Below are 22,009 nucleotides of genomic sequence, written 5' to 3'. Positions count from 1 at the left end.
CCTTACGACGTGCCGGCCCCCGCGTCCAGCCGGGCCACCAGCCCGGCCATGTCCGGCGGCAGGGGCGACGTGAAGCGCAGCAGCTCGCCCGACACCGGGTGGACGAAGGCCAGGCTGGCCGCGTGCAGGGCCTGCCTGCCGATGCGTGCACGGCTGCCGCCGTAGAGTTCGTCACCCAGCAGCGGGTGGCCGAGCCAGGCCATGTGCACGCGGATCTGGTGCGTCCGCCCCGTCTCCAGCTGCAGCTCCAGCATCGAGACCCCGGGCCAGCGGCGCAGCACCCGCCAGTGGGTGACCGCCGGCTGGCCGGCCGCCGTCCAGTCCTCCCGCAGCGTCCGGCCGGCAGCCGCCGCCTCGGCCAGCAGCCGCTCCTGCTCGGGCGTGCGGGGACCCTCCGCTACCTCCCGGGCGACCGGGTGGCCCCACACCCGCCGAAGCGGCCGGTTCACCGTGCCCGAGTCGGCCGCCACCTCACCCTCCACCAAGGCGATGTAGCGCCGCTCCATCTTCTGCCGCTCCAGCTCCCGGGCGAGCCGGCCGGCCACGGCGGGATCCCGGGCGAACAGCACGAGCCCCGACGTCTCCCGGTCGATGCGCTGCACCGGCCGCACCACGGGATCCGCCCCCGCCTGCAGCAGGTGCCAGGCCACGCCGTTGGCCAGGGTGCCCGACACGTAGTCCCTGACTGGGTGGACCACCATGCCCGCGGGCTTCTCCACCACCAGCAGGTACGGGTCCTCGTAGACCACCTGGATCGGCACCGGCTCCGGCGTCACCCGCCCCGCCTGCGCCACCCGGATCTCCACCACCTCGCCGCCGGCCAGCACCTGGCTGGTGCGGGCGGGCCGGCCGTCCACCAGGATGGCGCCGCCGGCCTTGGCCTTGCGCACCAGGGTGCGCGAGAGCTTCAGCCGGTCGAACAAGTACTGGCCCAGCCGGAGCCCCCGGGCCTCGGGCTCCACCGCGAAGCGCAAAGCGCTCACCCCCTTCCCCGGATCGCTGCATTTTCTTTGATTATCTAACAGGGAGGTTGCCTCCCGGCGTCCAATTCCCCCATTGCGGTCCTGTACCAGAGAACTGGAACGAAGAGGGGGTAGGTTCCGATGATTGTGCGCAACGTCATGACCGAGGACGTCACCACCGTCTCCCCGGACGATACGCTGCAGCGCGCGTACGAGATCATCAATACCAAGAGATACGACTGTCTGCCCGTCATGGCGGACCGCCTGGTCGGCATCATCCAGCTGACGGACATCTACGAGGCCTGCATGAAGGAAGGCCGCCAGGCAGCCCTGCCCCGCAAGGTGAAGGAGGTCATGGTGCCCGACCCGGTGACGGTGGAGCCCACGGACCTCCTGGAGACCGCCGCCAAGAAGATGTTCCAGCACGACGTCCCGCTGCTGCCCGTGGTCGAGGGCGACCAGCTCGTCGGCGTGATCAACGAGCACGACATCTTCAAGGCCTTCGCCGACCTGCTCGGCGTCGACTCCGGCACGATCCGCCTGACGCTGGTGGTGCCGGACCGCCGGGGGCAGCTGGCCTGCATCGGCGAGATCATCCGCGACGCGGGCATGACCATCCGCAACCTGGCGACGTTCCGGTCCTCCATCCTCGACCAGTACCAGATTATCGTGCGCGTGGAGACCAGCGCAAGCCGGCCCCTGGTGGAGCTGCTGGAGCAGCACGGCTACAAGGTCCTGCACGTGCAGGAAGACTGAGCGGACCCGAACTTAGTTTACCCCCTGACCGTCCAACAGGTGGATGACCTCGGTCAGGGGGGTTACCATGTCTGCCACACGTGTCCGCGCAGCCGCCCTGCTGATCGTTCTCGCACTGGCGGCCAGCTGCGCGCCGCCCCTCCCGAGCGGTGCCCACACCGGCGTGCCCCGGGACCCCGCCGGGACGCCGGCTCCGCCGGAGGAGCCCGGCCTGCCCGCTTCGCCCGGCGATCCGCAGGGGCCCGAGCCGCCCGTTCCGGCCGACGACCCGCAGGGGCCACAGGCGCCACAGCCGGAAGCTCCGGACGCTTCACCCGAACGACCGGGAGACCCGTCGGAGGGAACACAGGAACCGCCTGCACAGGACCCCCGGGGACAGGAGGATCCCGCCCGGGATCCGCTGCCGGAGGTGCCGGAGGGCGAGCCCAGCCGCCTCGTCGTCCACGGCGACCGCTCCTGCAGCATGGTCGCCCTCACCTATGACGCGGGCTCGGGGGCGGACGGCGCCGAGGCGATCCTCGACGTGCTCCGGGAGCACGGCCTCCAGGTCACCTTCTTCCTCACCGGCCGCTGGGCCGAGCAGTTCCCGGACCTGGCCCGGCGCATCGCCGACGAGGGGCACGAGATCGCCAACCACACCTACAGCCATCCCGACCTGACCACCATCCCCGACGAGGAGGTGCTGCAGCAGATCCGGGACGGCGAGGAGGCGATCCGCGCCGCCACCGGCCGCGACCCGCGCCCGCTCTTCCGGGAGCCGTACGGCGCCTTCAGCGAACACGAGCGCCGGCTCGTGCGCGCGGCGGGGTACTCCTACTCCATCTACTGGGACGTGGACACCCTGGACTGGACCTTCCCCGGCGTCGAGGCGACCACCGAGCGCATCCTGCGGGCGCAGGGCGGCTCCATCGTGCTGATGCACCTGAACGTGGCAGACTCCGCGGCCGCCACCGCCGCCGCCATCCCGGTGCTGCAGGCGCGCGGATACGAGATCGTCCCGGTGAGCCGGCTGCTGCAGTGCACCGCCGACGAGCCGGCATAGGCGCGATGCGGCGAAAGTACCGGCACCACTGACCCCGGAGCTACTGTCCGCTCACTATAGACATCCCCGCCGTGGAGCGCTACATTGAACCTGCAGTACTTCGGAACGTGCGGTACTTCCGCCCCCAAAGGAGACATGCCTGTGTTCAACAACCTCGGGTTCAGCGAGGTCCTGATCATCCTCGTGGTCGCGCTGGTCATCTTCGGGCCCAACAAGCTCCCGCAGCTGGGGCGCAGCATGGGCCAGGCCATCCGCGAGTTCAAGAAGGCGACCCAGTCGATCACCGAAGAGGTGACCCGGGCCGCCACCGAAGAGGTGCGCGAGGGCATCGACAAGGCGAAGAAGGAGCCCTGATCTCAGGACGGGCCCACCCGGTGCGGGTGGGCCCTCTCTCAGTGCGGGAGCAGGTCGACCCGGGCGGCGCCAGCCCGGCGCATCTCCCCGGCGATCTCGGTGGCCCGGTCGGGGTCGTCGGCGCGGGCGACCACCAGGGTGCTCCCCCGCTGTACCTGATCTCCCCACCGCTTCATGACCGGGTCGTCATCGCCCAGGTCGTTCAGCCCGATCCCCGTGAAGGCCGCGAGCAGCCAGGCGTCCGTCGGCTCCACCTCCGCCCGGCCCATATTGAACTCGGCCTCACCGATCACGTCCAGTTCGTCGTCGTCCAGCGTAAAGGCATCCCTCAGGTGAGCCGCGATCATGTGGGCGTCGCCGCTGTGCCGGAAGACGCCTACCACCGTGTGCCCCATGCCATCCCCTCCTCGGCCCTAGTCTGGCCGCCGGAGGGGACGTTTCATGCCGCCCGGGGATCCGGCCCGTCAACGGCTTTCGTGCCGGCCCGCCACGGGCGGCGCCTGGACCGCGCCCGGACGGCGCGGCTCGCGGCGCTGCCGCTGGCCGGGAAAAACCGGCACGAGCAGCAGCACGCCGGTGACCGCCTCGCCTGCGGCCCAGAGGAGCGGCAGTGCCGCACCGCCCGCCGCGGCGACCGCGGTGCCGACGAGTCCGGCCGGCAGGAGGAACCAGCCGGCCCGCGGCCGGGGCCACGGCCCCGCCGTCGCGCCGGCCAGCAGCCAGCCGCCGGCTCCCACCCCCGAGAAGCAGGCGCCCAGCACACCGAACCAGAGCCAGTGGGTGGTGATGCGGGGCAGCAGCGCCAGCCCCAGCGCGCCGACCGCCAGCGCCAGGACCGCCAGGGCGTAGAGCACCCGTCGCACGTTCCTTCCCTCCTCCCCGGCTCCGCCGGGCAGACCGTGGTCAGGCTGGTCTCGTTCACTCCACATGATACAATAGATGTTGCGTTTGAGAAATGGTGGGCGGACAGCCCTCCAGGAGGAGGAGATCCATGGCGAACATCGACGTGCCCTATATGGCCGCACAGACCGTCGCCCTGTGCCGTATCCCGAGTCCCACCGGCTTCACGGCTGCCGCCATCGACTACGTCGCCCGCGCGCTGGAGCAGATGGGCGTGGCCTGCCGGCGCACCCGCAAGGGCGCCCTGCTGGCCACGCTGCCGGGCCGAGACGACGCCGAGCACCGGGCCGTGGCGGCCCACGTGGACACGCTGGGGGCCATGGTCAAGGAGATCAAGCCCAACGGCCGGCTGAAGCTGACCCGCGTGGGCGGCTTCTCGGGCCACTCCATTGAGGGCGAGTACTGCCTGGTCCACACGGCCCGCGGCACGACCGTCTCCGGTACCATCCTCGTCACCAAGGCCTCCACCCACGTGCACGGCGAGGAGCACCACAAGCAGGAGCGCACCGAGGCCAACCTGGAGGTCCGGCTCGACGCGCCGGTGCGAAACCGCGAGGACGTGCTGGCGCTGGGCATCCAGGTGGGCGACTTCATCTCGTTCGATCCCCGCACCGTCCAGACCGACACCGGCTTCATCAAGAGCCGCCACCTGGACGACAAGGCCTGCGTCGCCGTGATCCTGGGCGTGGTCAGGGCCATGCAGGAGGGCGGGCTCAAGCCGGCCCACACCACCCACTTCTTCTTCTCCAACTACGAGGAGGTGGGCCACGGCGCCGCGGGGGCGTTCCCCGATGCGGTGACGGAGGTCATCGCCCTGGACATGGCCGCCGTGGGCGAGGGGCAGACCTCGGACGAGTACGCGGTGACCATCTGTGTCAAGGACTCCTCGGGACCCTACGACTACGAACTCTCCCGCCGACTGCAGCAGATCGCGGCCGATGAGGGCTTGAACTACCGGATCGACATCTACCCCTACTACGGCTCCGACGCCAGCGCCGCCCTGCGGGCGGGCGGGCAGTTCCGGGCGGCGCTGGTGGGCCCCGGCATCGACGCCTCCCACTCCTACGAACGCGTCCACGTGGACGCGCTGGAGCAGACGGCCAGGCTGCTCCTCGCCTACCTGACCCGATGACCGCGACGCCCATCGAGGGCTTCTGGGCCCGGGCCCTCGGGGCACCGCTGGTGGTGCTCACCGATTTCGACTTCACCATCTCGCAGGTCGACGTGGGCGACCTGATCTGCGAGACCCTCGCCCCCTACCCGCCCGGGCCGCTGGCCCGCTTCGCCCGGGGCGAGATCGGCATCCGGCCGCTCTGGATGGAGTCATTCGCGAGGGTGGAAGCGTCCGAGGCCGCCGCACTGGCCGACCAGGTGGCCATCGACCCCGGCTTCCCTGCGTTCGCCGCCTGGGCCGGGACCGAGGGGATTCCGCTTGCCGTGGTGAGCGACGGCTTCACGCTCTACATCGACCGAATCCTGGGGCGGGAGGGGCTCGGTCACCTGCCCGTCTTTGCCAACCGGTACGTCGCCAAGGGCGAGCTGGAGTGGCCCCACGGCAACCCCGCCTGCGACCACTGCGGCTGCTGCAAGGCGGCCGTCGCCAGGCGGCTGAAGGAGTCCGGCTCGCACATCGTCTACGTGGGCGACGGGATGACGGACCTCTACGCCTCCGCCTTCGCCGACTGGGTCTTCGCCAAGGCCGGCCTCGCCTGCTACATGCGGGAGCAGGGCGCGCCCTTCTTCCCCTTCACGGGGTTCGCTGACGCCCTGTCCGTTCTGCGGGAGAACCTGGACCGCTTCCGCAACGGCACGATGGCGCCGAGGAACACCCTGCGCCCGCACCCGCGCTGCCGGTTCTGAGCGGTCAGGTTCCCTCCGTCTGGGCCTCCCGGTCCACCGGCTCGAGACGCCCGAGCAGCACCAGGTCCGGGCCGATCATCAGGGCCTGGACGCCCAGCTGGTACACCACGCCGTCGATCTCCATCAGGCGGCCGTTGTACCGGCCGTAGAGGATCAGCGGCGAAACGTTCTCCAACTGGCGGCCGATCTGCTCGGCCGCCAGTTCCTTCTGGATGCGCCGGGCTGCCTCCAGCCCCACCCGCTCGTCAGGGCCGTGGATCTCCGCACGGGCCCGGGCGATCTGGCAGACCACAGGACGCTTCCGCTCGGCGGCCTCCAGCTTGGCCACCTCGGCCTCCAGCGCCTCCACCTGCGCCAGGGCCGCGTCCCGCTCCAGCCGCAGGCGCTGCACGGTCGGCCCGGCCATCACGGGCAGCAGCCAGATCGCCACGGCGAAGCCCATGGCGAAGGCGGCCAGCAGCGGCAGTGCACGCTCCCACCTGCTCATGGCCGCCGCCCCGCCACAGCCTGGATCAGGTAGTAGCCGACGTTGGCGCCGGCCATGGCCACCACCAGGGCCACGGCCTGGCGCAGCAGGACCCGGCCCTGCCCGAAGAACAGCCCCTGTTCGAGGGTGCGCAGCGGCTCGAAGGAGCCGCTCAGGGCCACGAGGATCCCCCAGAGCCGGAGGTCCTCGGAGAGGTAGCGAAGGCGGTCCATCGGGTGCCCGCCGACCAGCAGCGATGCGGCCGCGCCCGAGAGCGAGCCGCCCAGGGTGACGCCCAGGGCGATCATGAAGTTGGAAAGCAGCTTGCCGGCGAAGGCGTCGTCCATCTCCCATCCCCCCTGGGTGAAGGTACGCCCCGGGGGGCTTGTCAAGAACTTGCGGCGGCCATCTGGAACAGCTGCGGGGCCTCTCCGTCGTCCGACCTAACCCAAGTCCGCCGCCGGCAGCCCGCCCATGGCGACGGCGTGCCGCACCGCGTTCAGCACCGCCCGCTCCACGGCCAGGGCGGCGGCCGTGCCTGCCGCGGTCACGTCCACCTCAGGCCCGCCGGTGGCCAGGCAGAACAGCGTGTCGCCGTCGAACATGGTGTGGATGGGCGAGATGGTGCGGGCGAGGCCGTCGTGGGCCATGCGGGCTACCTTGTTCGCGCCCTCCTTCGAGAGGGTTCCGCCGACGGCCACCACGCCGATGGTGGTGTTCTCGCTGAACGCCCGCCGGGCTGCGCCCGCGAGGAGCAGCTCCGTCGTGTCCAGCATCCCGGTGCCGTCGTCGCTCCGGGGGCCGGCGAGGATGCGGCCGGTGGCAGGGTCCCGCACGTCGCCGAAGGCGTTGACCGCGACGATGGCGCCAATGCGCACCTCCCCCACCTGGATGCAGGCGGTGCCGATGCCGCTCTTGGTCGCCCGGTCCATCCCCAGCGCCTTGCCCACGGAGCAGCCCGCGCCTGCGCCCACGCAGCCCTGCGCCACCGGGCCGTCCGTCGCCGCCGCGCAGGCGGCGTATCCCATCGCCTCGTCGGGCCGCACCGCCGCCGATCCCACCCCCAGGTCGTAGAGCACCGCCGCCGGCACGATGGGCACCGTGGCGTGGCCCGTGGGCAGGCCGATGCCGCGCTCCTCCAGCCAGCGCATGGCGCCGTGGGCGGCCGCCAGTCCGAAGGCGCTGCCGCCGCAGAGGAGGACCGCGTGCGCCTTCTCCACCAGGTTGCCCGGACGGCAGAGGTCGGTCTCGCGGGTGCCGGGCGCCGAGCCCTCCACCGCGACGCCCACCACGGCGCCCGCCGGCGCCAGCACGGCCGTCACGCCGGTGAGGGCCGTCAGGTCGTGGGCGTGTCCGACCCGAATCCCGGGCACGTCAGTGATGCCGTTCAACCAGGCAACGCTCGTCATCACACACACGTCCTTTCCCGCCGGAAGAAAAGCCGCCCCCCGAGCCGGAGGGCGGCCTGTCTACACTATTGGTTTCGCCCGGAGCTGCGATACGGCACGCGAATGTAGCCGGCCCGGTGCAGTGCAAGCCCGACCGTCACCACGGCGAACGTCGCCACGACCAGCTCCAGCGGGGCATGGGTGGCAGCGATGGTGGCCACGACCTCGGGCGGCCAGTAGCCGCGCAGCAGGACCATGCCCAGGACCAGCGCGGTGTTGGTCAGGGTCCCCACCACGGCGGCGGCCCCCAGGGCCAGCGTCATGTTCCGGCGGCGCAGCGCGTAGAAGGCGTAGGCGGCCAGGACGCCGATGAAGAGCCGGGGCAGGACGGCGACCAGCGGGTCGGCAAAGGCCGGGGTGGTCGACCGGAGCCAGGAGGTGAGCCCAAAGATCAGCCCGACGAAGAGGCCGACCACGGGACCCTCGGCGATGCCGGCCAGGATGGCGGGAATCTGCATGATGGTGATGTTCTGGCCGGTGGGGAACGGGATGAAGCCGAGACCGGGAACCAGACCCAGCACTGCGGAGACGGCGCCGAGAATACCGGCCACCGTCATCTGACGGACCGTAAGGCTCATGGTGCATCCCTCTCCTTACAAGTGGTGACGCCCATTTGGGTTGTAGCTATTAGTATAAACGGTTCGCGGCCGGATGTCATCAGTCTGCCCGTCCAGGGTACTGGGGGTCGCCAACCGGGGGCCAGGTATCGCTGGGACCCGCCGCGTTCCCATCCCCACCAGACTCACCATGTCCAATGGTGTAGATTGCGCAAGTGAGAGCTGCTGCTAATATGGGTGATAGAACTGATTATTCAGGTCCAAATCACCTGAGCATCTCAGCAGGCATGGAGCGATCTGCATGAAAACCACCAGCAGGAGGAGTGCAACCGTGAGCCTGTTTTCGATCGTACGGACGCTGCCGCTGGGGACAAAGCTGAGGGCGAGGCAGCTGCAGGCCGCGGCCGTCGGCATCGCATCCCTGGCCATGGGCGCCGTGGTGCCGTTCCTGGTCCGGAGCCTGGTCGACAGCGTCGCCGGCGGGACCCCAGGCTTTCAGGCCTGGGCGCTGGGCTGGTGGCCCTGGAGCCGCGGCTGGCCCTGATCGCCCTGCTCTCTGTGCCCGCCTATTACCTGGCCTTCACCGCGTTCAACAAGCGGCTGCGCGCAACGATCGGCCAGGAGCGGACCGAGTATGGCCGCATGTCCACCGACCTTCAGGAGGCCATCACCGGCATCCGTGTCATCCAGATCTTTCACCGCGAAGGCTATATCTCTGGGAAGTTCGGGGAGCGGCTGGACCAGTATCTTGCGGCGGTACGCGCGTACCTTCGCTCCGAAGCTCTGGCCAGCACGGCCACAACGTTCATCAGCCAACTGGTTCCTGCTTCGGTTCGCGATCGGGCCTTACAGCGAGCTGGTGGACACCCATCCGGAGTTCCGCCAGTTGGTGCAGGCCGAGGCAAGGGAAATGTAGGGTGCCTTGCCCGGATCTGCGCGACGCGTGTGGAATACCGCCCGGATCAGGCGCCCGGAGACGGCATGCGAAAGGAGTGCAGCCGCCCTGGGTCGAGATGCGCGAGGGGCCCCGCCGCGCTCATGATCGGTGACAGGGTTCGGATTGCGGGGCTCGCTGCGGCCCTGACCGCACCTGCCAATCCGTGACGAATGGAACCGGGCCCCGGCATCGATCGCGCGCGGACCAGGGCGGACGACCGCCCCGGTCCTCTGCTCCTCGACCCCAACCCCTCGCTCCGGCGCCGCGGCCGGTCCACCGGGGGTTACGCCGTGTAGAGCCGCTCCCAGTACTCCCTCAGCATCCGGTCCACCGAGAAGCGCTCCCGCGTCGTCTCGATGGAGGCCTTCATCATCTCCAGCCACTTCTGCCGGTTCTCGTAGTAAGTGGGCACGATCTCATCCAGCAGCACGCGGTAGAGGGCGAGGGCGTCGCGCTCATCCTGTTCGGCGACCGATTCCGGCACCACCTCGTCGCCGATCACCCAGCCGTTGACGCCGTGCTGGGCCGCCTCCGGCCACCAGCCGTCCAGGATCGAGGCGTTCAGCACGCCGTTCATGGCCGCCTTCATGCCCGACGTGCCGCAGGCCTCCTGCGGCCGCCGCGGGTTGTTCAGCCACACGTCGCACCCCCGCGTGAGGGCGGCGGCGATCTCCATGTCGTAGTTCTCGATGAAGACCACGGACCGCGGGTACTGCTCCGCCATCGTCACCAGGTTGTGCACGATCTGCTTGCCGGTGTCGTCGTGCGGGTGGGCCTTGCCCGAGAAGACGATCTGGATCTTCCCCTGCTCCAGCAGGCCCCGCACCCGCTCCTCATAGCGGAAGATCAGGTCGGACCGCTTGTAGGGCGCGGCGCGCCGGCTGAAGCCGATCAGCAGGTTCTCCGGGTCGAGGCGGACGCCGGTCCGCTCTGCGATGAAGTCGATGGTCTCCCGCTTGATGGCCATGTGGGCCTCCCACATCTCCTCGAGGGAGTTGAATGGCCCGGCCATCCGGGGGTCGACCCACGTGGGCAGGTGGACGCCGTTGGTGATGGCCCGGATCTCGCAGCGGCCCTCGACGCTCCGCCACATGCGGTTGGCGGTCTCCCCGTGCAGCTGGGCCACGCCGTTGGCGCACTTGGCCAGCCGGAGCCCCGCCACCGTCATGTTGAAGGGCGAGCCGCCGATGCGCGCCAGCTGCTCGTACGTGAGCCCGACGTTGGCGCCCATGTAGAGCAGCCGCTCGATGGGGTGCCACTCGTTCCCCTCGGGCACGGGGGTGTGCGTGGTGAAGACCACCTGCCGGCGGGTGGCCTGCCAGGCGTCCTCGAAGGAGGCGCCCGCGGCCATCTTCTGCCGGATCAGCTCCAACCCCGCCAGGACCGCGTGCCCCTCGTTGAAGTGGTAGATGTCCACCTCCACGCCGAGCGCCTGGAGCGCCCGCACCCCGCCGATGCCGAGGATCATCTCCTGCGCGACCCGCTGGTCGCCGAACCCGCCGTAGAGCTGGCCGGTGATCCAGGACTCGGGGTTGTCCGCGAGGTCGGTGTCCAGCAGGAAGAGCGGCGCGTTGCCGAAGTGGTCGCAGAGCCAGACCTTGGCGCGCACGTCGTTCCCCCGCACCTGCACCGTCACGGTGACGCCCGTGTCCTTCAGCCAGGGGTAGTCGTAGTCGTGAAACGAGTCGTAGGGCCTGCCGTCGCGGCCGATGCGCTGATCCGTGTAGCCGTGCTTCCAGTTCAGACCGACGCCCACCATGGGCAGCCCGTTGTCGTGGGCGCCCTTGAGCGTATCGCCCGCCAGAATGCCGAGGCCCCCGGCCCACTGCTTGAACGAGTTGTCGAGCCCGTACTCCATGCAGAAGTAGGCCACGCGGGGCAACTGATTCGCCATGAAATCACCCCTGCCCGTAGTTTGGCGCAGGAGTGCAGTTACGTTCACAGACAGGTGTTGTTGACTTTGGGAGTCAACGCCATCTGCCGGCGGGTCTCCCCAGCGCTCGTGTGCGCATGTCCGGCTCCGGATGCAGTTTGCTGGTGATTCTGTGTATTCTGTCAACCAAGGAACCATGGCGCTGCCGGACGGCGTCCAACGTAAGGCAATGGGGGGTGGCAAGGGTGGTAACACCGCACCGGGCCCTCAAGGCCCTTGTCGTCATGGCCCTCCTGATCCAGGCTGCCGGGTGCTCAGCGCGGAGCGGGGATGACCCGCAAGTGTGGGAATCCCCGGCGCCTCCCGCACCGGACACGTCCGGGCGGAACGCCGGGGATCCCGTCAGGCGGCCGGCTTTCCGCCGCCTAGAGATATCGCACTTCGCTGTAGAGAACGGATGGCACATTGCGCCCCCGGTGAACTACAGGCTGCTGGCCGAAGTTGAGGGGGCTGACGAAGTTTACTTCCAAGCGTTCGAGCCGGGAGAAGCACCCGACCTGGACAGGGACGGCTACCTGCACTCGCGGGAGTACAGCCCAGTGGAACACCCCGGCGGCGACCCAAATCGCTGGGCGCTCACCGGAACATCCAACGGTGGGAGGACAGCCGGTTTCTGCGCCGTCGCCGTGAACGAGCACGGGCGAACGGTGAGCCCGGTCCTGTTCGTGGCCTGGAACACCGAGGGCGGCGGGTACGACGACTGGGACGTGAAAGACCCGTACTAGAGCGGCGGCCACCCCCCTTGTGACAGGGGGGTGGCCGATTGGTCTTGCGTCACGCGCTCTCGTCGAAGGACCGGAGCAGGGCGTACTCCTCCTCCACGAGCCGCCGCAGGAGCGAGTCGGCAGGCAGCCCGCAGACCTCCGTCAGCATCGGCGCCAACCCCTCGGCCCGGGCCCGGCCGGCCAGGGCGACCGCACCCGGATCCTCCGCCGGGTCGAAGAGGAAGGCGGCGGCAATAGCCCGGGCGAGGCACCGGGGGATGATTCCGGCCTCCAGGGCCAGGAGCGCGGGCCGGACCAGCCGGTCCTGCGGCCCCAGCTTGCGGGCCGGCTCCCGGCCGACCCGGGTCACGGGGTCCACCAGTGCGGGGTTCTCGAACCGGGAGATTGTGGTCGCCGCGTAGCGGGCCTGCTCCGCCTCGCTGAAGCCGTGTCGCAGGCAGAGGGTGAGGCCGGCCTCCACCAGCGCCCCGTAGAGGCCCGCCCTGACGAAGGGGTCGGCGATGGCCTCGCCGATCAGGCGGTGCCCCCGCAGGTAGCCCAGGTAGGCGATGACGGCGTGGCCCATATTCAGGCCGAAGAGCTTGCGCTCCACGAAGGCGCCCAGGTTGGCCACGCGCTTCATGCCCTCCACCGGAGGCACGTCGGCCACAAAGGCCTCCTCCTCCACCAGCCACTCGCAGTAGGGCTCAACTCCGATGGCCAGCGGGTCCTCCCCGGTTGGCGCGAAAGGCGGCACGATGCGGTCGACCACCGCGTTGGGGAACGCCGCGCCCAGGGCGTCGCCGCCGGTGAGCTTCAGCACCTCGTCCCGCAGGAAGGCGCTGGCGCCGATCATATTTTCGCAGGCGATGATGTGCAGGGGCCTTCCGCCCCGGCGGCGGAGCCCGTCGGCGATCGCCGGGGCGAGGCGCGGCAGCACGCCGGCGCCGACGGAGGTGGTGACCAGGTCGGCCCGCGCCACCGCGGCGGCCACGACCTCCTGCTCACGCCCGTCGAGGGCGCTCACCCCCTCCACCCACTCCACCCGCTGCTCTGCGCCCAGCAGGTGCACGCTGTACCTGCCCCGCTCCTGGATCAGCCTGACCAGCTCCGGGTTCACGTCCACAAAGGTCACCTGGTGGCCGGACCTGGCCAGGAGGTAGCCGATGAAACCGCGGCCGATGTTGCCGGCCCCGAAGTGCAAGGCGAACATAACGACATCCTTCCGTCAGCGTCTATTCGGCAGCGCCCGGGATCGCTCGCTCACAGGAAGGCCCTGAGCAGGTCCTCCGCACTGCGGGTCTGCGCCAGCCGCTTCACCTCGTCGGGGTTCTCGCAGCGCAGGGCGATGGAGGAGAGCAGCTCCAGGTGCTGGTCGCCCTTGCCGGCGATGCCGATGACCAGGTACGCGACGTTGCCCTCGCCGAAGTCGATGCCCCGGGGAAACTGGGCGATGGCAAGGCCCGAGGAGCGGATGAACCGCTTGCTCTCCGCCACGCCGTGGGGGATCGCCAGGCCGTTGCCCACGTAGGTGGTGAAGCCCTTCTCCCGTTCGATCATGGCGTCCACGTAACCCGGTTCGACGTGGCCGGCCTCCACCAGCCGGTTGCCGACCAGCCGGATCGCCTCCCACTTGTCCGCCGCCTTGGCGTCGAGAATGATGTCCGCTGCGGTGAGAATCGGTCGGGCGGGTTCCCGCCTAGAGAACATGGCTATCGCTCGCTTTCTGCATCAGATTGCGTTGGGTCTGGCGGGAGGAGCAACAGGGGCGTGAGAACCTCCCCTATGGCCTCCCGGACGTACTCCTCGGAACGGTGGCGGAGGGCGTCGACCAGCTCCGGCGACTCCACCAGGGCGCTGCTGACCACGCCCAGCGCCTCCAGCGCTTCGGGGCTCGCCTCGACGGGCGCCAGCATCACCAGGTACGCCTCCCCGGGTGCGCGCAGCAGCCCCAGGACGGGCCTGGTCACGGCAGCCGTGCGGGCGTGCAGGAGCCAGAGTCCCGGGGCCACCTCGGTGCGCCCCAGCGCCTCCCGCCGCCGGAGGTCCGCCTCCAGCCGGCCCCGGTCCGCCAGCAGCCCCGCGCCGGCCAGCAGGCCGCATGCCGACGCCACCGGGTCGCCCCGCTCCAGGGGGCGCAGCCGGAAGTCGCGCAGCAGGTCGACGATCACCTGCCCCATGGCCGCAGCCCGCCGGGCCGCCATCAGGGGCTTCAGGGAGCGGGGGCGGGCCGACTCGGCCCGGGGCCACCGCTCCTCGTTCCGGCCCACAGGCCGGCCCTGGCGCTGAGGGAGCTGGTCCAGCACCCGGCGGATCGCCTCGACGTCGGCGCGGTTCAGCAGCGGGCTGACCAGCACCACCGGCGGCTCCGCAAGGTCCAGGGAGACGGTGGAGATCACCAGGTCCGGCGGCTCTGGCAGCCGGGCCAGCAGGTCGGGCAGCTCCGTGAACGAGGTGACGGCGACCACCTCGACCTCAGGCAGCATCACTGCGACGCGCCCGGCCAGCATCTGCGACGAACCCACCCCCGACGGGCAGGTGAGCACGGCCCGGTACCGGGCCTCCTGGCGGATCCGGATGCGCTCCAGCGCGGCACCGAGGTGCATCGCCACGTAGCCGACCTCGGCATCCGGGACGACCACCCCCAGGTATCCCGCCATGAGGGCGCAGACCTGGCGGCTCGCCTCGAAGAGCTCCGGGTACTCCGTCCGGATGCGCTGCAGGAGCGGGTTGCGGATCTCCAGGCCCATCCGGAGCCGGTGGATGGCGGGCACCAGGTGGACCGCCAGCGAGCGGATCAGGGTCTCCTCGCCGGCCAGCGGCACCCCCAGCAGCCCCTCGGCGGTGGCCGCCATGGTGTGCGCCAGGACCATCGCCTCCTGCCGCTCGGGGTCACCCGGGTCGCCCGGCTCGCCTGGCGACCGCGGCCCCGGGGCCAGCCAGAGCCGGGCCCCGCGCAGGTGCATGGTGATGTAGCCGACCTCCTCCTCGGGGATCTGCAGGCCCATGTCCGCGGCGATGTGCCCGGCCAGCTCGGAGGCGAAGGCCCACTCCCGGGTGCGCTTCAGCGCCTCCAGGGTCTCAGCGGGGAAGTGGATCGCCCCGCCGCTGCGGAGCCGCTCCATCGCCAGGGCGAGGTGAACCACGAGGCCGGCCGCAGCCCCGTCCGCCATCGGTTGGGGCAGGCGGCTGTTCAACGCCCGCACCGCCGCCTCGACTCGGACCACGGTCTCGCGGTCCACGAAGCGGAGGAGCAGGGCGGAGGCTGTCTCTGTCAGGTTGGAACCCATGGGCTCGGTCAGCTGTCGGAGCCCCTCGATGAGGCGCTCGTCGGTCAGCCGCTCCCGCAGGAGGTCGATGATCGCTCCCCGGAAGCAGCGCTCCGGCCCCTGAAGCTCGATGCCGTATCCGGGCTTGCGGAGCAGGGTCAGGCCCCGCTCGGCGAACCAGGGCTCTATGCGGTCCAGGTCGTGGCTGACCGTCGCTTCGGTGACGCCGAAGCGGCGGGCGAAGTAGAGCAGCTTGGCGCTGCGGATCACGAGCAGCTCCTGGCGGAGACGCTCCTGGCGCTCCTCCGGGCTCAGCCCGGGCCTCTGCTGCAGGGCGGCGAGCTGTGCCAGCGCACGCTCCACCTGGTGGGCGGTGGCGACCACCCTGAGGCCGGTCCGGGGGCGGGCGGACAGCCGCACGCCGTTGCCTGCAAGCCACCGCTGCACGTGGGGCAGGTCGCGCTGCAGGGTGCGGGTGCTCACGTCGAGGGCGGAGGCCAGCGCGGCCACCGTGACCGGCTGCCGCGCGCGCAGGAGCCGGTCCGCCAGCCGGATCTGACGGGCGGTGAGCTCTGTCTCGGCCACTTCATGACCCCCCATGAGGCGGGGGAGGGAGTCTGATGCCAGAGCCCCTCCCCCACCGCCGCGCTACTTCAGGTTGGAGACGATCTCGTCGTACACGGGGTTGTTGACGAAGTTCTCGACCTCAATCACCTGGGCGTTGCCCGCCTTCTGGCGAGCCCGGTCGGCCAGCTGCTTGTGGGTGATGATGATGTCGGCGTCTTCCGGGATCTCGTTGACCGCCGAGTGGACCACGGCGACGTTCAGCCCGCGCTCCTGGATCTTCCGGCGCAGCACGGAGGCGCCCATGGCGGAGGAGCCCATGCCGGCGTCGCAGGCGAAGACGATCTTCTTGACGCCGCCCTTGCCCTTGAGGGCCTGGGTGGTCGCCTTGGCCTCCTCGAGGTCCTCGTCGGTCGCGGTCCTAGTATGCCTCTTCACCAGCGGGATGGCGACGACGAAGGAGACGGCTGCCGCCACCAGGATGCCGAGCAGGACCGGGAGGAGCCCGCCCTTCGGCGCCATGGCCATCTCCGCGAAGATGGAGCCCGGCGACGGGGTGGCGACGAGGCCGGCGCGGGTGATCGTGAACGTGAAGGTACCGGCGACGCCGCCGGCCATCACGGCCAGGACGGAGATCGGGTTCATCAGCACGTACGGGAAGTAGATCTCGTGAATGCCGCCGAAGAAGTGGATGATGATCGCACCGGGGGCGGACTGCTTCACGGTACCCTTGCCGAACAGCCAGTAGGCCAGCAGGAGGCCGAGGCCGGGACCCGGATTAGTCTCGAGCAGGAAGAAGATCGACTTGCCGGTCTCCTGCACCTGCGCGACGCCGAGCGGGCCGAGGATGCCGTGGTTGATGGCGTTGTTGAGGAACAGGATCTTGCCGGGCTCGATGAACAGATTCGCCAGCGGCAGCAGGCCCGCGTTCACGATCCACTGAACGCCCGCGGCCAGGACGTTGTTGAGGGCGAGCACCGTCGGACCGATGGCCTTGTAGGCCAGGAGGACGAGGATCATGCCGAGGATGCCGGCGGAGAAGTTGTTGACCAGCATCTCGAAGCCGGCGGGGATCTTGCCCTCGATCGCCTCGTCGAGCTTCTTGATGAGCCAGCCGCCCAGCGGGCCCATGATCATGGCGCCGATGAACATCGGGATGTCGGCGCCGACGATGACGCCCATGGCCGCAACGGCGCCGACCACGCCGCCGCGCACGCCGTGGACGGCCTTGCCGCCGGTGTAGGCGATCAGCAGCGGGAGCAGGTAGGTGATCATCGGACCGACCAGCGTGGCGAAGCCCTCGTTGGGCAACCAACCGGTCGGAATGAAGAATGCGGTGATGAGACCCCATGCGATGAAGGCGCCGATGTTGGGCATGACCATGCCGCTCAGGAACCGGCCGAAGGCCTGGATGCGGGTGCGAGCAACGTTGGAGGAACCTGCTGCTGCGGTCTGACTCATGTCGCTTCCCCCTTTTTGAGGTTTGGTCCGAAGTGTCGCGGGTGTGACACCTCCATTCTTACCTTACCGTCCCGGCCTGTTGTCAAACAACACAGAGAAATGTAGTTATGCCCGGCCGCAATGGTGACATGGGTTAAGAGCCTGTCGCCATCGAGGCCCCGGGGCTCTGCGCGGCCGACAAGGAGTGCGGCACCCGGGCAGGGAATACTCATGAGTGGGCGCAGGAAGCCCCTGGAAAGGAGTGACTGGCTCCGCATGCCGACGCAGATCAGCACGGTGGCCGAGTACCTGGAGAGCCTGCCCGAGGACCGCCGGGCCGCGCTGAACGCCCTGCGGGAGGTGATCCTGGCCAACCTGCCGGAGGGCTACGAAGAGGTCTTCCAGTACGGGATGATCAACTACGTGGTTCCCCTCAGCCGGTATCCGAACACGTACAACGGCCTCCCCCTGGGCTACGCCGCGATTGCGTCGCAGAAGAACTACATCTCGGTCTACCTCATGGGCGTCTACGGCGACGAGTCGCACGGGGAGTGGTTCCGCCAGGAGTTCGCGAAGACGGGCAAGAGGCTGGACATGGGCAAGAGCTGCGTCCGCTTCAAGAAGCCGGAGGACATCCCGCTGGACCTGATCGGCCGGGCGGTGGCCCTGTTCCCGGTCGACGACTTCATCGCGCTGTACGAACGGAACCGGGGAAAGGGCTAGGGAGACAACACAGAGCACGCCCTTGAGTCTGTCGAACTCTGTAGGCGTGCTCTAAGTTTCGGTGGCGGCTCTGGGCCTCGAGCCTGCGGCTGGTGACGAGCCTGTGCGCGGAGCCTGTCCAACCTGGTGCCGGAGAGCGACGAGGGCCGACCCCTTCAGTTCGACTGCATGTACTCCCACGGCCCGCGGTCGTCGATGTCGATGTGCCCACACAGGATGTCGGCCGTCCAAGGGTCCGTCCCCACCCCCAGGTTGAGCGCATCCAGGAACGCGGGGTTGACTGCGGCCCAGTCCGCCGCAGCCTGGCAGGCGGCTGGCCGGTCGCCTGCAGCCATTGCCGCCTCCAGCAGCCCGGCGTAGGGACTGCCTGCGGCCAGGGCCTCCAGGGCCTCCTCCTTCCGGCCCTCCGCCAGCAGCAGGGCCCCCAGCCGGAACCGGGCGAAGGCGCGCAGGGCCGGGGCGAACCGGGCCGTCTCCTCATCCGTCAGCACCCGGGGCGGGCTGTTGTACCGCCGGATGACGCCCGAGTGCGCGGGACGGTCGGGATCCATCGCCTCCCGGTAAGCGGTGAGCGCATCCTCGACCCGGCCGACCGACTCCGCCACCAGCCCGTCCCAGAGGCGGGCGTAGCCGTCCTCGGGCTGCTCGGTGAACCGCCGGTCCACCAGCCGGAACTCGCCGTCCACGTAGCGGTACCGGTCGGTGCGCTCGCTCACCGGCAGGTAAGAGTTGCTCCGGCTGATGCCCGTCAGCACCACGTCCGATCCGTCCAGCGACACCCGGGCGTTGCTGAGCGCCATCGTCCCCGGCAGGTGGGAGAAGCGCCCCGGCTCCCAGGCCGTCACGAAGACGAAGTGGGGCTGGGGTCCCGTGGCGATCATTTCACGCCGGAACCAGACGATCTGCGGCCGGCCACTGCCGGTCAGGTCCGCCGCGGCATGCAGGTGCGGGGCCATCAGCTCGCCCTCGACCTCCGGGGCCATGGGCTCGCTGTAGTCCACCTGCCAGGCGTCGCCCTGGCGGTAGAGCACGAACAGGGCAGCCCCGGTGCCCCACGGGTTGTTGTCCTGCACCTCCAGTGCCAGCACGTACTCGTCGCTGCCGTCTGCGTCCAGGTCGGCGGCGAGCCAGGGTACCTCGTCATCCCGGTCGGCGCGCCCGGCCAGGAAGTTGAGGTGCTGCTCCAGGGTGGTTCGGTTGTCGTTGAGCTCCCGGAGAATGCGCTCGCGCACCTCCTCCCGGGTCGGCGGTATGCTGGGCGCCGGCACCGGAGCAGGGGCTGGGGCCGCAGCGGGGGTTCGGGCCTCGGACTCCGCGGCCCTCTGTCTGGTGGGCAGCCCGGCCAGTTCGGTCCAGGCGGCGCCGCCGTCACGGGTGCGCCGGGCCGTGCGGCCGTCCGTCACCCAGCCCGCGGTGCGGCCGGCGAAGCACGCGGCCACTGTCCCCTGCGTCCCCGGGATGACCGCCCAGGTCCTGCCCCCGTCCCCACTCACGACCAGCCCCTCGGGGGCGATGCCGTACAGGGTGGCTGCATCGAGCACGAAGAGGTCAGCAAGCGCCTGGTCGCCGACGACCGCCCACGTCTCGCCGTCCGCGGCGGCCATGACTCCCTGGTCGGTGAGCGCCCAGCCCGTGCGGGCGTCAAGAAAGCGCAGTTCGCGGACCTGGCCGTCTCCCCGCCACTGCTCGCGCCAGGTGGCGCCGCCGTCGGCGCTGCCCAGGATAAACCCGTCTCCGCCAACCCACACCCGGTCGGCACCCACGGCCTCCACCGCCGGCGGCCTGAGGGCTGCGCGCCCCTCCGTCATGCGGCCCGCCGGCTCCCCCGCCGGTGCGGGTGGATCCGGAAGCGAACTGGCCGCCGGTGCGCCGGCACACCCGGCCAGCAGCGCCGCCAGCAGCATCAGGGCTACCCGAGCAGAGCGACGACGACTGAACCACATGGGTGCTACACCTCCCGACAGGCTTAACGTCCTGCGGTGGCTATAGTTACGGCCTGTCCAGGGCGGACCCCACAGCACACCCCCGGAGAGGCCGGGTCGACCCGTTCCCTCCCGGTGGGCGCGGCAGGGCGCTGTGCGATCTCTGGTGAACAGGTGCAGATGGTGCACCAGTACACATCGCGCCACCGAGGGGAGGATCGCTTTCATGCCACGCACGCCTGAGGAGAGCCGGGCGCTCTTCGACCACTGGGCCCGGACCTACGACCTGAGCCTGGCCGGCAGCGACGGGCCGAAGGCGGGCCCGCTGGCCGGGTACCGCGCCAGCCTGCTGGCGGCAGCCGACCGGGTCCCGGTCGCCCCGGGTGCGGCGGTGCTGGACGTGGGCATCGGCACCGGCGCCCTGGCCGAGCTCCTGGCCGCACGGGGCGCCGCGCTGTTCGGCGTGGACCCCTCCGCCGAAATGCTGGCGGTCTGCGGGGAGCGCCACCCGGCCTTCACGCTGGAGGTGGGTGACTTCAACCAGATCCCCTTCGCCGCAGCGAGGTTCGACGCCGTCGTCTCCAGCTTCGCCTTCCACGAGGTGCCGCCCGCAGGGCGCGCTGCGGCGTGCGCCGAACTGGCCAGAGTCCTGCGGCCGGGCGGCACGCTCTGCCTGCTGGACGTGATGTTCGCCTCGCCCGCATCCCGGGAGGAGGCCCGCGCGGCCATCGGCGAGTACTGGGACGACGAGGAGGACTACCCGTTGGTCGGCGACCTGGATGCCCTGCTGTACGCGGCGGGGCTGGGGGCCACCTCCTGGTGGCAGACGGCGCCCTTCCACTGGATGGTGCTGGCCCGGAAGCCTAGGGGTACGGCGTAACCCGGGGAACACGTCGCCCGTTATACCGGGCAGGAGGTGCATCCCCGATGTTGCGCGAACAACCCGTCGCGTTCCGGCTGCTGCCACTGCTCCTCGTGCTGTTGGTCGCCATGGCCGGCTGCACCTACGGGTCGCAGCCACCGGCGGTCGCAGGCGCCGACGAGGATCAGCCACCGGAGCAGACGTCCCCGCCGCAGCCGGCAGAGACCGGCACAGCGGAACCGCCGCTGGAGGGCGCCGTGCCCGCCGACCTTGACGGGGACGGGCAGGATGAGTTGATCCACGGGCTGTCCGACACGTGGACCTACGACCCCGTGGAGATCTACACCGCCGACGGGCAGCTGCTGTTCGTCTGGGGTGACAACGCCCGGTGGTACGAGACGGAACACAAGGTGTCCGTGCACAGACTCCCGGGCCAGGACCGCGCCGTCATCCTCTACTGGCATCGCCGTGCGGGCGGGCAGCCCGAGGTCGGGTTGACCGCCTTCCGCAGCGAGCAGGGAGAGCTACTCGGGAGCCTGTTCTACGGCTGGGGCCTGAAGCACGCCAACGCCACCCCGGCGACGCGCGCATCCGTGACCGATGACGGGTATCTGCTGGTGGAGTGGGACATGGGCGACCCCGCACGCCATACCCGGGTCCGCAAGTACGCGGTGGACGTGAAGCGCCGTATGGTGGAGATCGTCGACGAGGCGTACGTGCCGGAAGGCGACGAACTCGTCTACCCGACCGATCCGGAAGAGGTGCTCCGGGCGGCCCACCTGGCGGCGGTCTATGGGCTGGACGAGGAGCTGCCCCGCTACTTCTCGTCGACCGATGTGGCCCGGGCGTTCCAGGCCGCCCTGCCCGAAGCCGAAATGCCCGACGGCCGGCTGGACTGGACCCGTGTTGAGCTCGCCACGGTCCACGCCCTCGACCAGTACTGCCGCCCCGAGGCCGAACCCGCGGAAACCGATGCGTCCGGTGCGGCCCCGTTTGTGGTGTCGGTGGCGGGTGAGGGCCACGGCGTCGCCATCGTGGGCACTCTCTGGTTTGACACCGACGAGTCAGGGCGAACGATCATACGGGACTTCAGTGTGCTGCGCCACTGTCCGGCAGATCCGAACCCGTGATGGGATGCTGCCATGGCCCCCGGTTCGGGCCGGTCCCGGACGCCACCGCTGCGTGCGCAGCCCGCACTGCGTCCAGAGTAGAAACGGGGCTGTCCCAAAAGTCATCGAGGATGACTTAGGGACAGCCCCCTTTTCTTTTTGTCTAAATACAAAAGAAGCCGCCCTTCTGTTACAATGGAA

24 protein-coding genes are annotated in these 22,009 nt (G+C 70.1%); 11 read left to right on the top strand and 13 right to left on the bottom strand.

Annotated elements, in window-relative coordinates:
- Nucleotides 1–2: 2 nt before the first annotated feature.
- Nucleotides 3–974: an RluA family pseudouridine synthase gene (locus tag J2Z79_RS00120; protein WP_209464817.1), complete on the bottom strand. Its 972-nt coding sequence runs from the start codon at nt 972–974 to the stop codon at nt 3–5.
- 129 nt (nt 975–1,103) lie between these two features.
- On the opposite strand from J2Z79_RS00120, the gene J2Z79_RS00115 reads away from it, so the two are divergent.
- The 3 genes from J2Z79_RS00115 (at nt 1,104) to tatB (ending at nt 3,114) form a co-directional block, all read left to right on the top strand.
- Nucleotides 1,104–1,718, top strand: a complete 615-nt coding sequence (locus J2Z79_RS00115) for a CBS domain-containing protein (RefSeq protein ID WP_209464816.1) — start codon at nt 1,104–1,106, stop codon at nt 1,716–1,718.
- A 67-nt stretch (nt 1,719–1,785) separates the two neighbouring features.
- Nucleotides 1,786–2,760, top strand: coding sequence for a polysaccharide deacetylase family protein (locus J2Z79_RS00110; RefSeq protein ID WP_209464815.1), 975 nt, complete (start codon nt 1,786–1,788; stop codon nt 2,758–2,760).
- A gap of 141 nt (nt 2,761–2,901) precedes the next feature.
- Nucleotides 2,902–3,114, top strand: coding sequence for a Sec-independent protein translocase protein TatB (gene tatB, locus J2Z79_RS00105; RefSeq protein ID WP_374712104.1), 213 nt, complete (start codon nt 2,902–2,904; stop codon nt 3,112–3,114).
- A 38-nt stretch (nt 3,115–3,152) separates the two neighbouring features.
- Here the strand turns inward: tatB and J2Z79_RS00100 are convergent, their stop codons facing one another.
- Both J2Z79_RS00100 and J2Z79_RS00095 read right to left on the bottom strand, forming a co-directional pair.
- Entirely contained in the window at nt 3,153–3,509 is a 357-nt protein-coding gene (locus J2Z79_RS00100) for a hypothetical protein (RefSeq protein WP_209464813.1), read from the bottom strand.
- 69 nt (nt 3,510–3,578) lie between these two features.
- Nucleotides 3,579–3,977, bottom strand: a complete 399-nt coding sequence (locus tag J2Z79_RS00095) for a hypothetical protein (RefSeq protein ID WP_209464812.1) — start codon at nt 3,975–3,977, stop codon at nt 3,579–3,581.
- 128 nt (nt 3,978–4,105) lie between these two features.
- Between J2Z79_RS00095 and J2Z79_RS00090 the strand changes: the two genes are divergently transcribed.
- Together J2Z79_RS00090 and J2Z79_RS00085 are read left to right on the top strand one after the other, a co-directional pair.
- The gene (locus J2Z79_RS00090; RefSeq protein ID WP_245301772.1) at nt 4,106–5,146 is read left to right on the top strand and encodes a M42 family metallopeptidase; all 1,041 of its coding nucleotides are present in this window, start codon (nt 4,106–4,108) and stop codon (nt 5,144–5,146) included.
- Nucleotides 5,143–5,874, top strand: coding sequence for an HAD-IB family phosphatase (locus J2Z79_RS00085; RefSeq protein ID WP_209464811.1), 732 nt, complete (start codon nt 5,143–5,145; stop codon nt 5,872–5,874). The genes J2Z79_RS00090 and J2Z79_RS00085 overlap by 4 nt, the downstream gene beginning before the upstream one ends.
- A 4-nt stretch (nt 5,875–5,878) precedes the next feature.
- Here the strand turns inward: J2Z79_RS00085 and J2Z79_RS00080 are convergent, their stop codons facing one another.
- The 4 genes from J2Z79_RS00080 to J2Z79_RS00065 all read right to left on the bottom strand — a co-directional run bounded on the left by J2Z79_RS00080 (nt 5,879) and on the right by J2Z79_RS00065 (nt 8,366).
- The gene (locus J2Z79_RS00080; RefSeq protein WP_209464810.1) at nt 5,879–6,361 is read right to left on the bottom strand and encodes a hypothetical protein; all 483 of its coding nucleotides are present in this window, start codon (nt 6,359–6,361) and stop codon (nt 5,879–5,881) included.
- Nucleotides 6,358–6,687: a YtrH family sporulation protein gene (locus J2Z79_RS00075; RefSeq protein WP_209464809.1), complete on the bottom strand. Its 330-nt coding sequence runs from the start codon at nt 6,685–6,687 to the stop codon at nt 6,358–6,360. The genes J2Z79_RS00080 and J2Z79_RS00075 overlap by 4 nt, the downstream gene beginning before the upstream one ends.
- A gap of 96 nt (nt 6,688–6,783) precedes the next feature.
- Complete coding sequence (locus J2Z79_RS00070; protein ID WP_209464808.1) at nt 6,784–7,749, bottom strand: P1 family peptidase; 966 nt, start codon at nt 7,747–7,749, stop codon at nt 6,784–6,786.
- A gap of 65 nt (nt 7,750–7,814) precedes the next feature.
- Nucleotides 7,815–8,366 (bottom strand): ECF transporter S component, encoded by a 552-nt coding sequence (locus tag J2Z79_RS00065; RefSeq protein WP_209464807.1) that lies wholly within the window; start codon nt 8,364–8,366, stop codon nt 7,815–7,817.
- A 310-nt stretch (nt 8,367–8,676) separates the two neighbouring features.
- Between J2Z79_RS00065 and J2Z79_RS00060 the strand changes: the two genes are divergently transcribed.
- Nucleotides 8,677–8,889 (top strand): hypothetical protein, encoded by a 213-nt coding sequence (locus J2Z79_RS00060; RefSeq protein WP_209464806.1) that lies wholly within the window; start codon nt 8,677–8,679, stop codon nt 8,887–8,889.
- Nucleotides 8,862–9,449, top strand: a complete 588-nt coding sequence (locus J2Z79_RS00055) for an ABC transporter ATP-binding protein (RefSeq protein ID WP_209464805.1) — start codon at nt 8,862–8,864, stop codon at nt 9,447–9,449. Before J2Z79_RS00060 ends, J2Z79_RS00055 begins: the two co-directional genes overlap by 28 nt.
- 116 nt (nt 9,450–9,565) lie before the next feature.
- Here J2Z79_RS00055 and glgP read toward each other — a convergent pair whose 3' ends face one another.
- Nucleotides 9,566–11,176: an alpha-glucan family phosphorylase gene (glgP, locus tag J2Z79_RS00050; RefSeq protein ID WP_209464804.1), complete on the bottom strand. Its 1,611-nt coding sequence runs from the start codon at nt 11,174–11,176 to the stop codon at nt 9,566–9,568.
- A 578-nt stretch (nt 11,177–11,754) separates the two neighbouring features.
- Here glgP and J2Z79_RS00045 point away from each other — a divergent pair.
- A complete protein-coding gene (locus tag J2Z79_RS00045; protein ID WP_209464803.1) occupies nt 11,755–11,940 on the top strand; it encodes a hypothetical protein in 186 nt (61 codons plus the stop codon).
- A gap of 49 nt (nt 11,941–11,989) precedes the next feature.
- On the opposite strand, the gene J2Z79_RS00040 is transcribed toward J2Z79_RS00045, so the two are convergent.
- From J2Z79_RS00040 to J2Z79_RS00025, 4 genes are all read right to left on the bottom strand, one after another.
- Nucleotides 11,990–13,132: a mannitol-1-phosphate 5-dehydrogenase gene (locus J2Z79_RS00040; protein WP_209464802.1), complete on the bottom strand. Its 1,143-nt coding sequence runs from the start codon at nt 13,130–13,132 to the stop codon at nt 11,990–11,992.
- 50 nt (nt 13,133–13,182) lie between these two features.
- Nucleotides 13,183–13,629 (bottom strand): PTS mannitol transporter subunit IIA, encoded by a 447-nt coding sequence (locus J2Z79_RS00035; RefSeq protein ID WP_209464801.1) that lies wholly within the window; start codon nt 13,627–13,629, stop codon nt 13,183–13,185.
- A 2-nt stretch (nt 13,630–13,631) separates the two neighbouring features.
- Nucleotides 13,632–15,773: a BglG family transcription antiterminator gene (locus tag J2Z79_RS00030; RefSeq protein WP_209464800.1), complete on the bottom strand. Its 2,142-nt coding sequence runs from the start codon at nt 15,771–15,773 to the stop codon at nt 13,632–13,634.
- Nucleotides 15,774–15,836: 63 nt separating this feature from the next.
- On the bottom strand, nt 15,837–17,213 hold the full coding sequence (locus J2Z79_RS00025) for a PTS mannitol transporter subunit IIBC (protein ID WP_209464799.1): 1,377 nt from the start codon (nt 17,211–17,213) through the stop codon (nt 15,837–15,839).
- Between the two features lie 255 nt (nt 17,214–17,468).
- Between J2Z79_RS00025 and J2Z79_RS00020 the strand changes: the two genes are divergently transcribed.
- Nucleotides 17,469–17,915, top strand: coding sequence for a DUF1801 domain-containing protein (locus J2Z79_RS00020; RefSeq protein WP_209464798.1), 447 nt, complete (start codon nt 17,469–17,471; stop codon nt 17,913–17,915).
- A gap of 155 nt (nt 17,916–18,070) precedes the next feature.
- Here the strand turns inward: J2Z79_RS00020 and J2Z79_RS00015 are convergent, their stop codons facing one another.
- Nucleotides 18,071–19,858: a beta propeller repeat protein gene (locus J2Z79_RS00015; protein WP_209464797.1), complete on the bottom strand. Its 1,788-nt coding sequence runs from the start codon at nt 19,856–19,858 to the stop codon at nt 18,071–18,073.
- 205 nt (nt 19,859–20,063) lie between these two features.
- Between J2Z79_RS00015 and J2Z79_RS00010 the strand changes: the two genes are divergently transcribed.
- On the top strand, nt 20,064–20,717 hold the full coding sequence (locus J2Z79_RS00010) for a class I SAM-dependent methyltransferase (RefSeq protein ID WP_209464796.1): 654 nt from the start codon (nt 20,064–20,066) through the stop codon (nt 20,715–20,717).
- Nucleotides 20,718–20,764: 47 nt separating this feature from the next.
- Entirely contained in the window at nt 20,765–21,829 is a 1,065-nt protein-coding gene (locus J2Z79_RS00005; RefSeq protein ID WP_209464795.1) for a hypothetical protein, read from the top strand.
- The last annotated feature ends 180 nt before the right edge of the window (nt 21,830–22,009 follow it).

Origin of the sequence: Symbiobacterium terraclitae (assembly GCF_017874315.1) — a bacterium.
Classification (GTDB): domain Bacteria; phylum Bacillota; class Sulfobacillia; order Symbiobacteriales; family Symbiobacteriaceae; genus Symbiobacterium; species Symbiobacterium terraclitae.
Note: the sequence above shows the minus strand (reverse complement) of the source record. Positions and strands in the feature narration are given on the sequence as shown.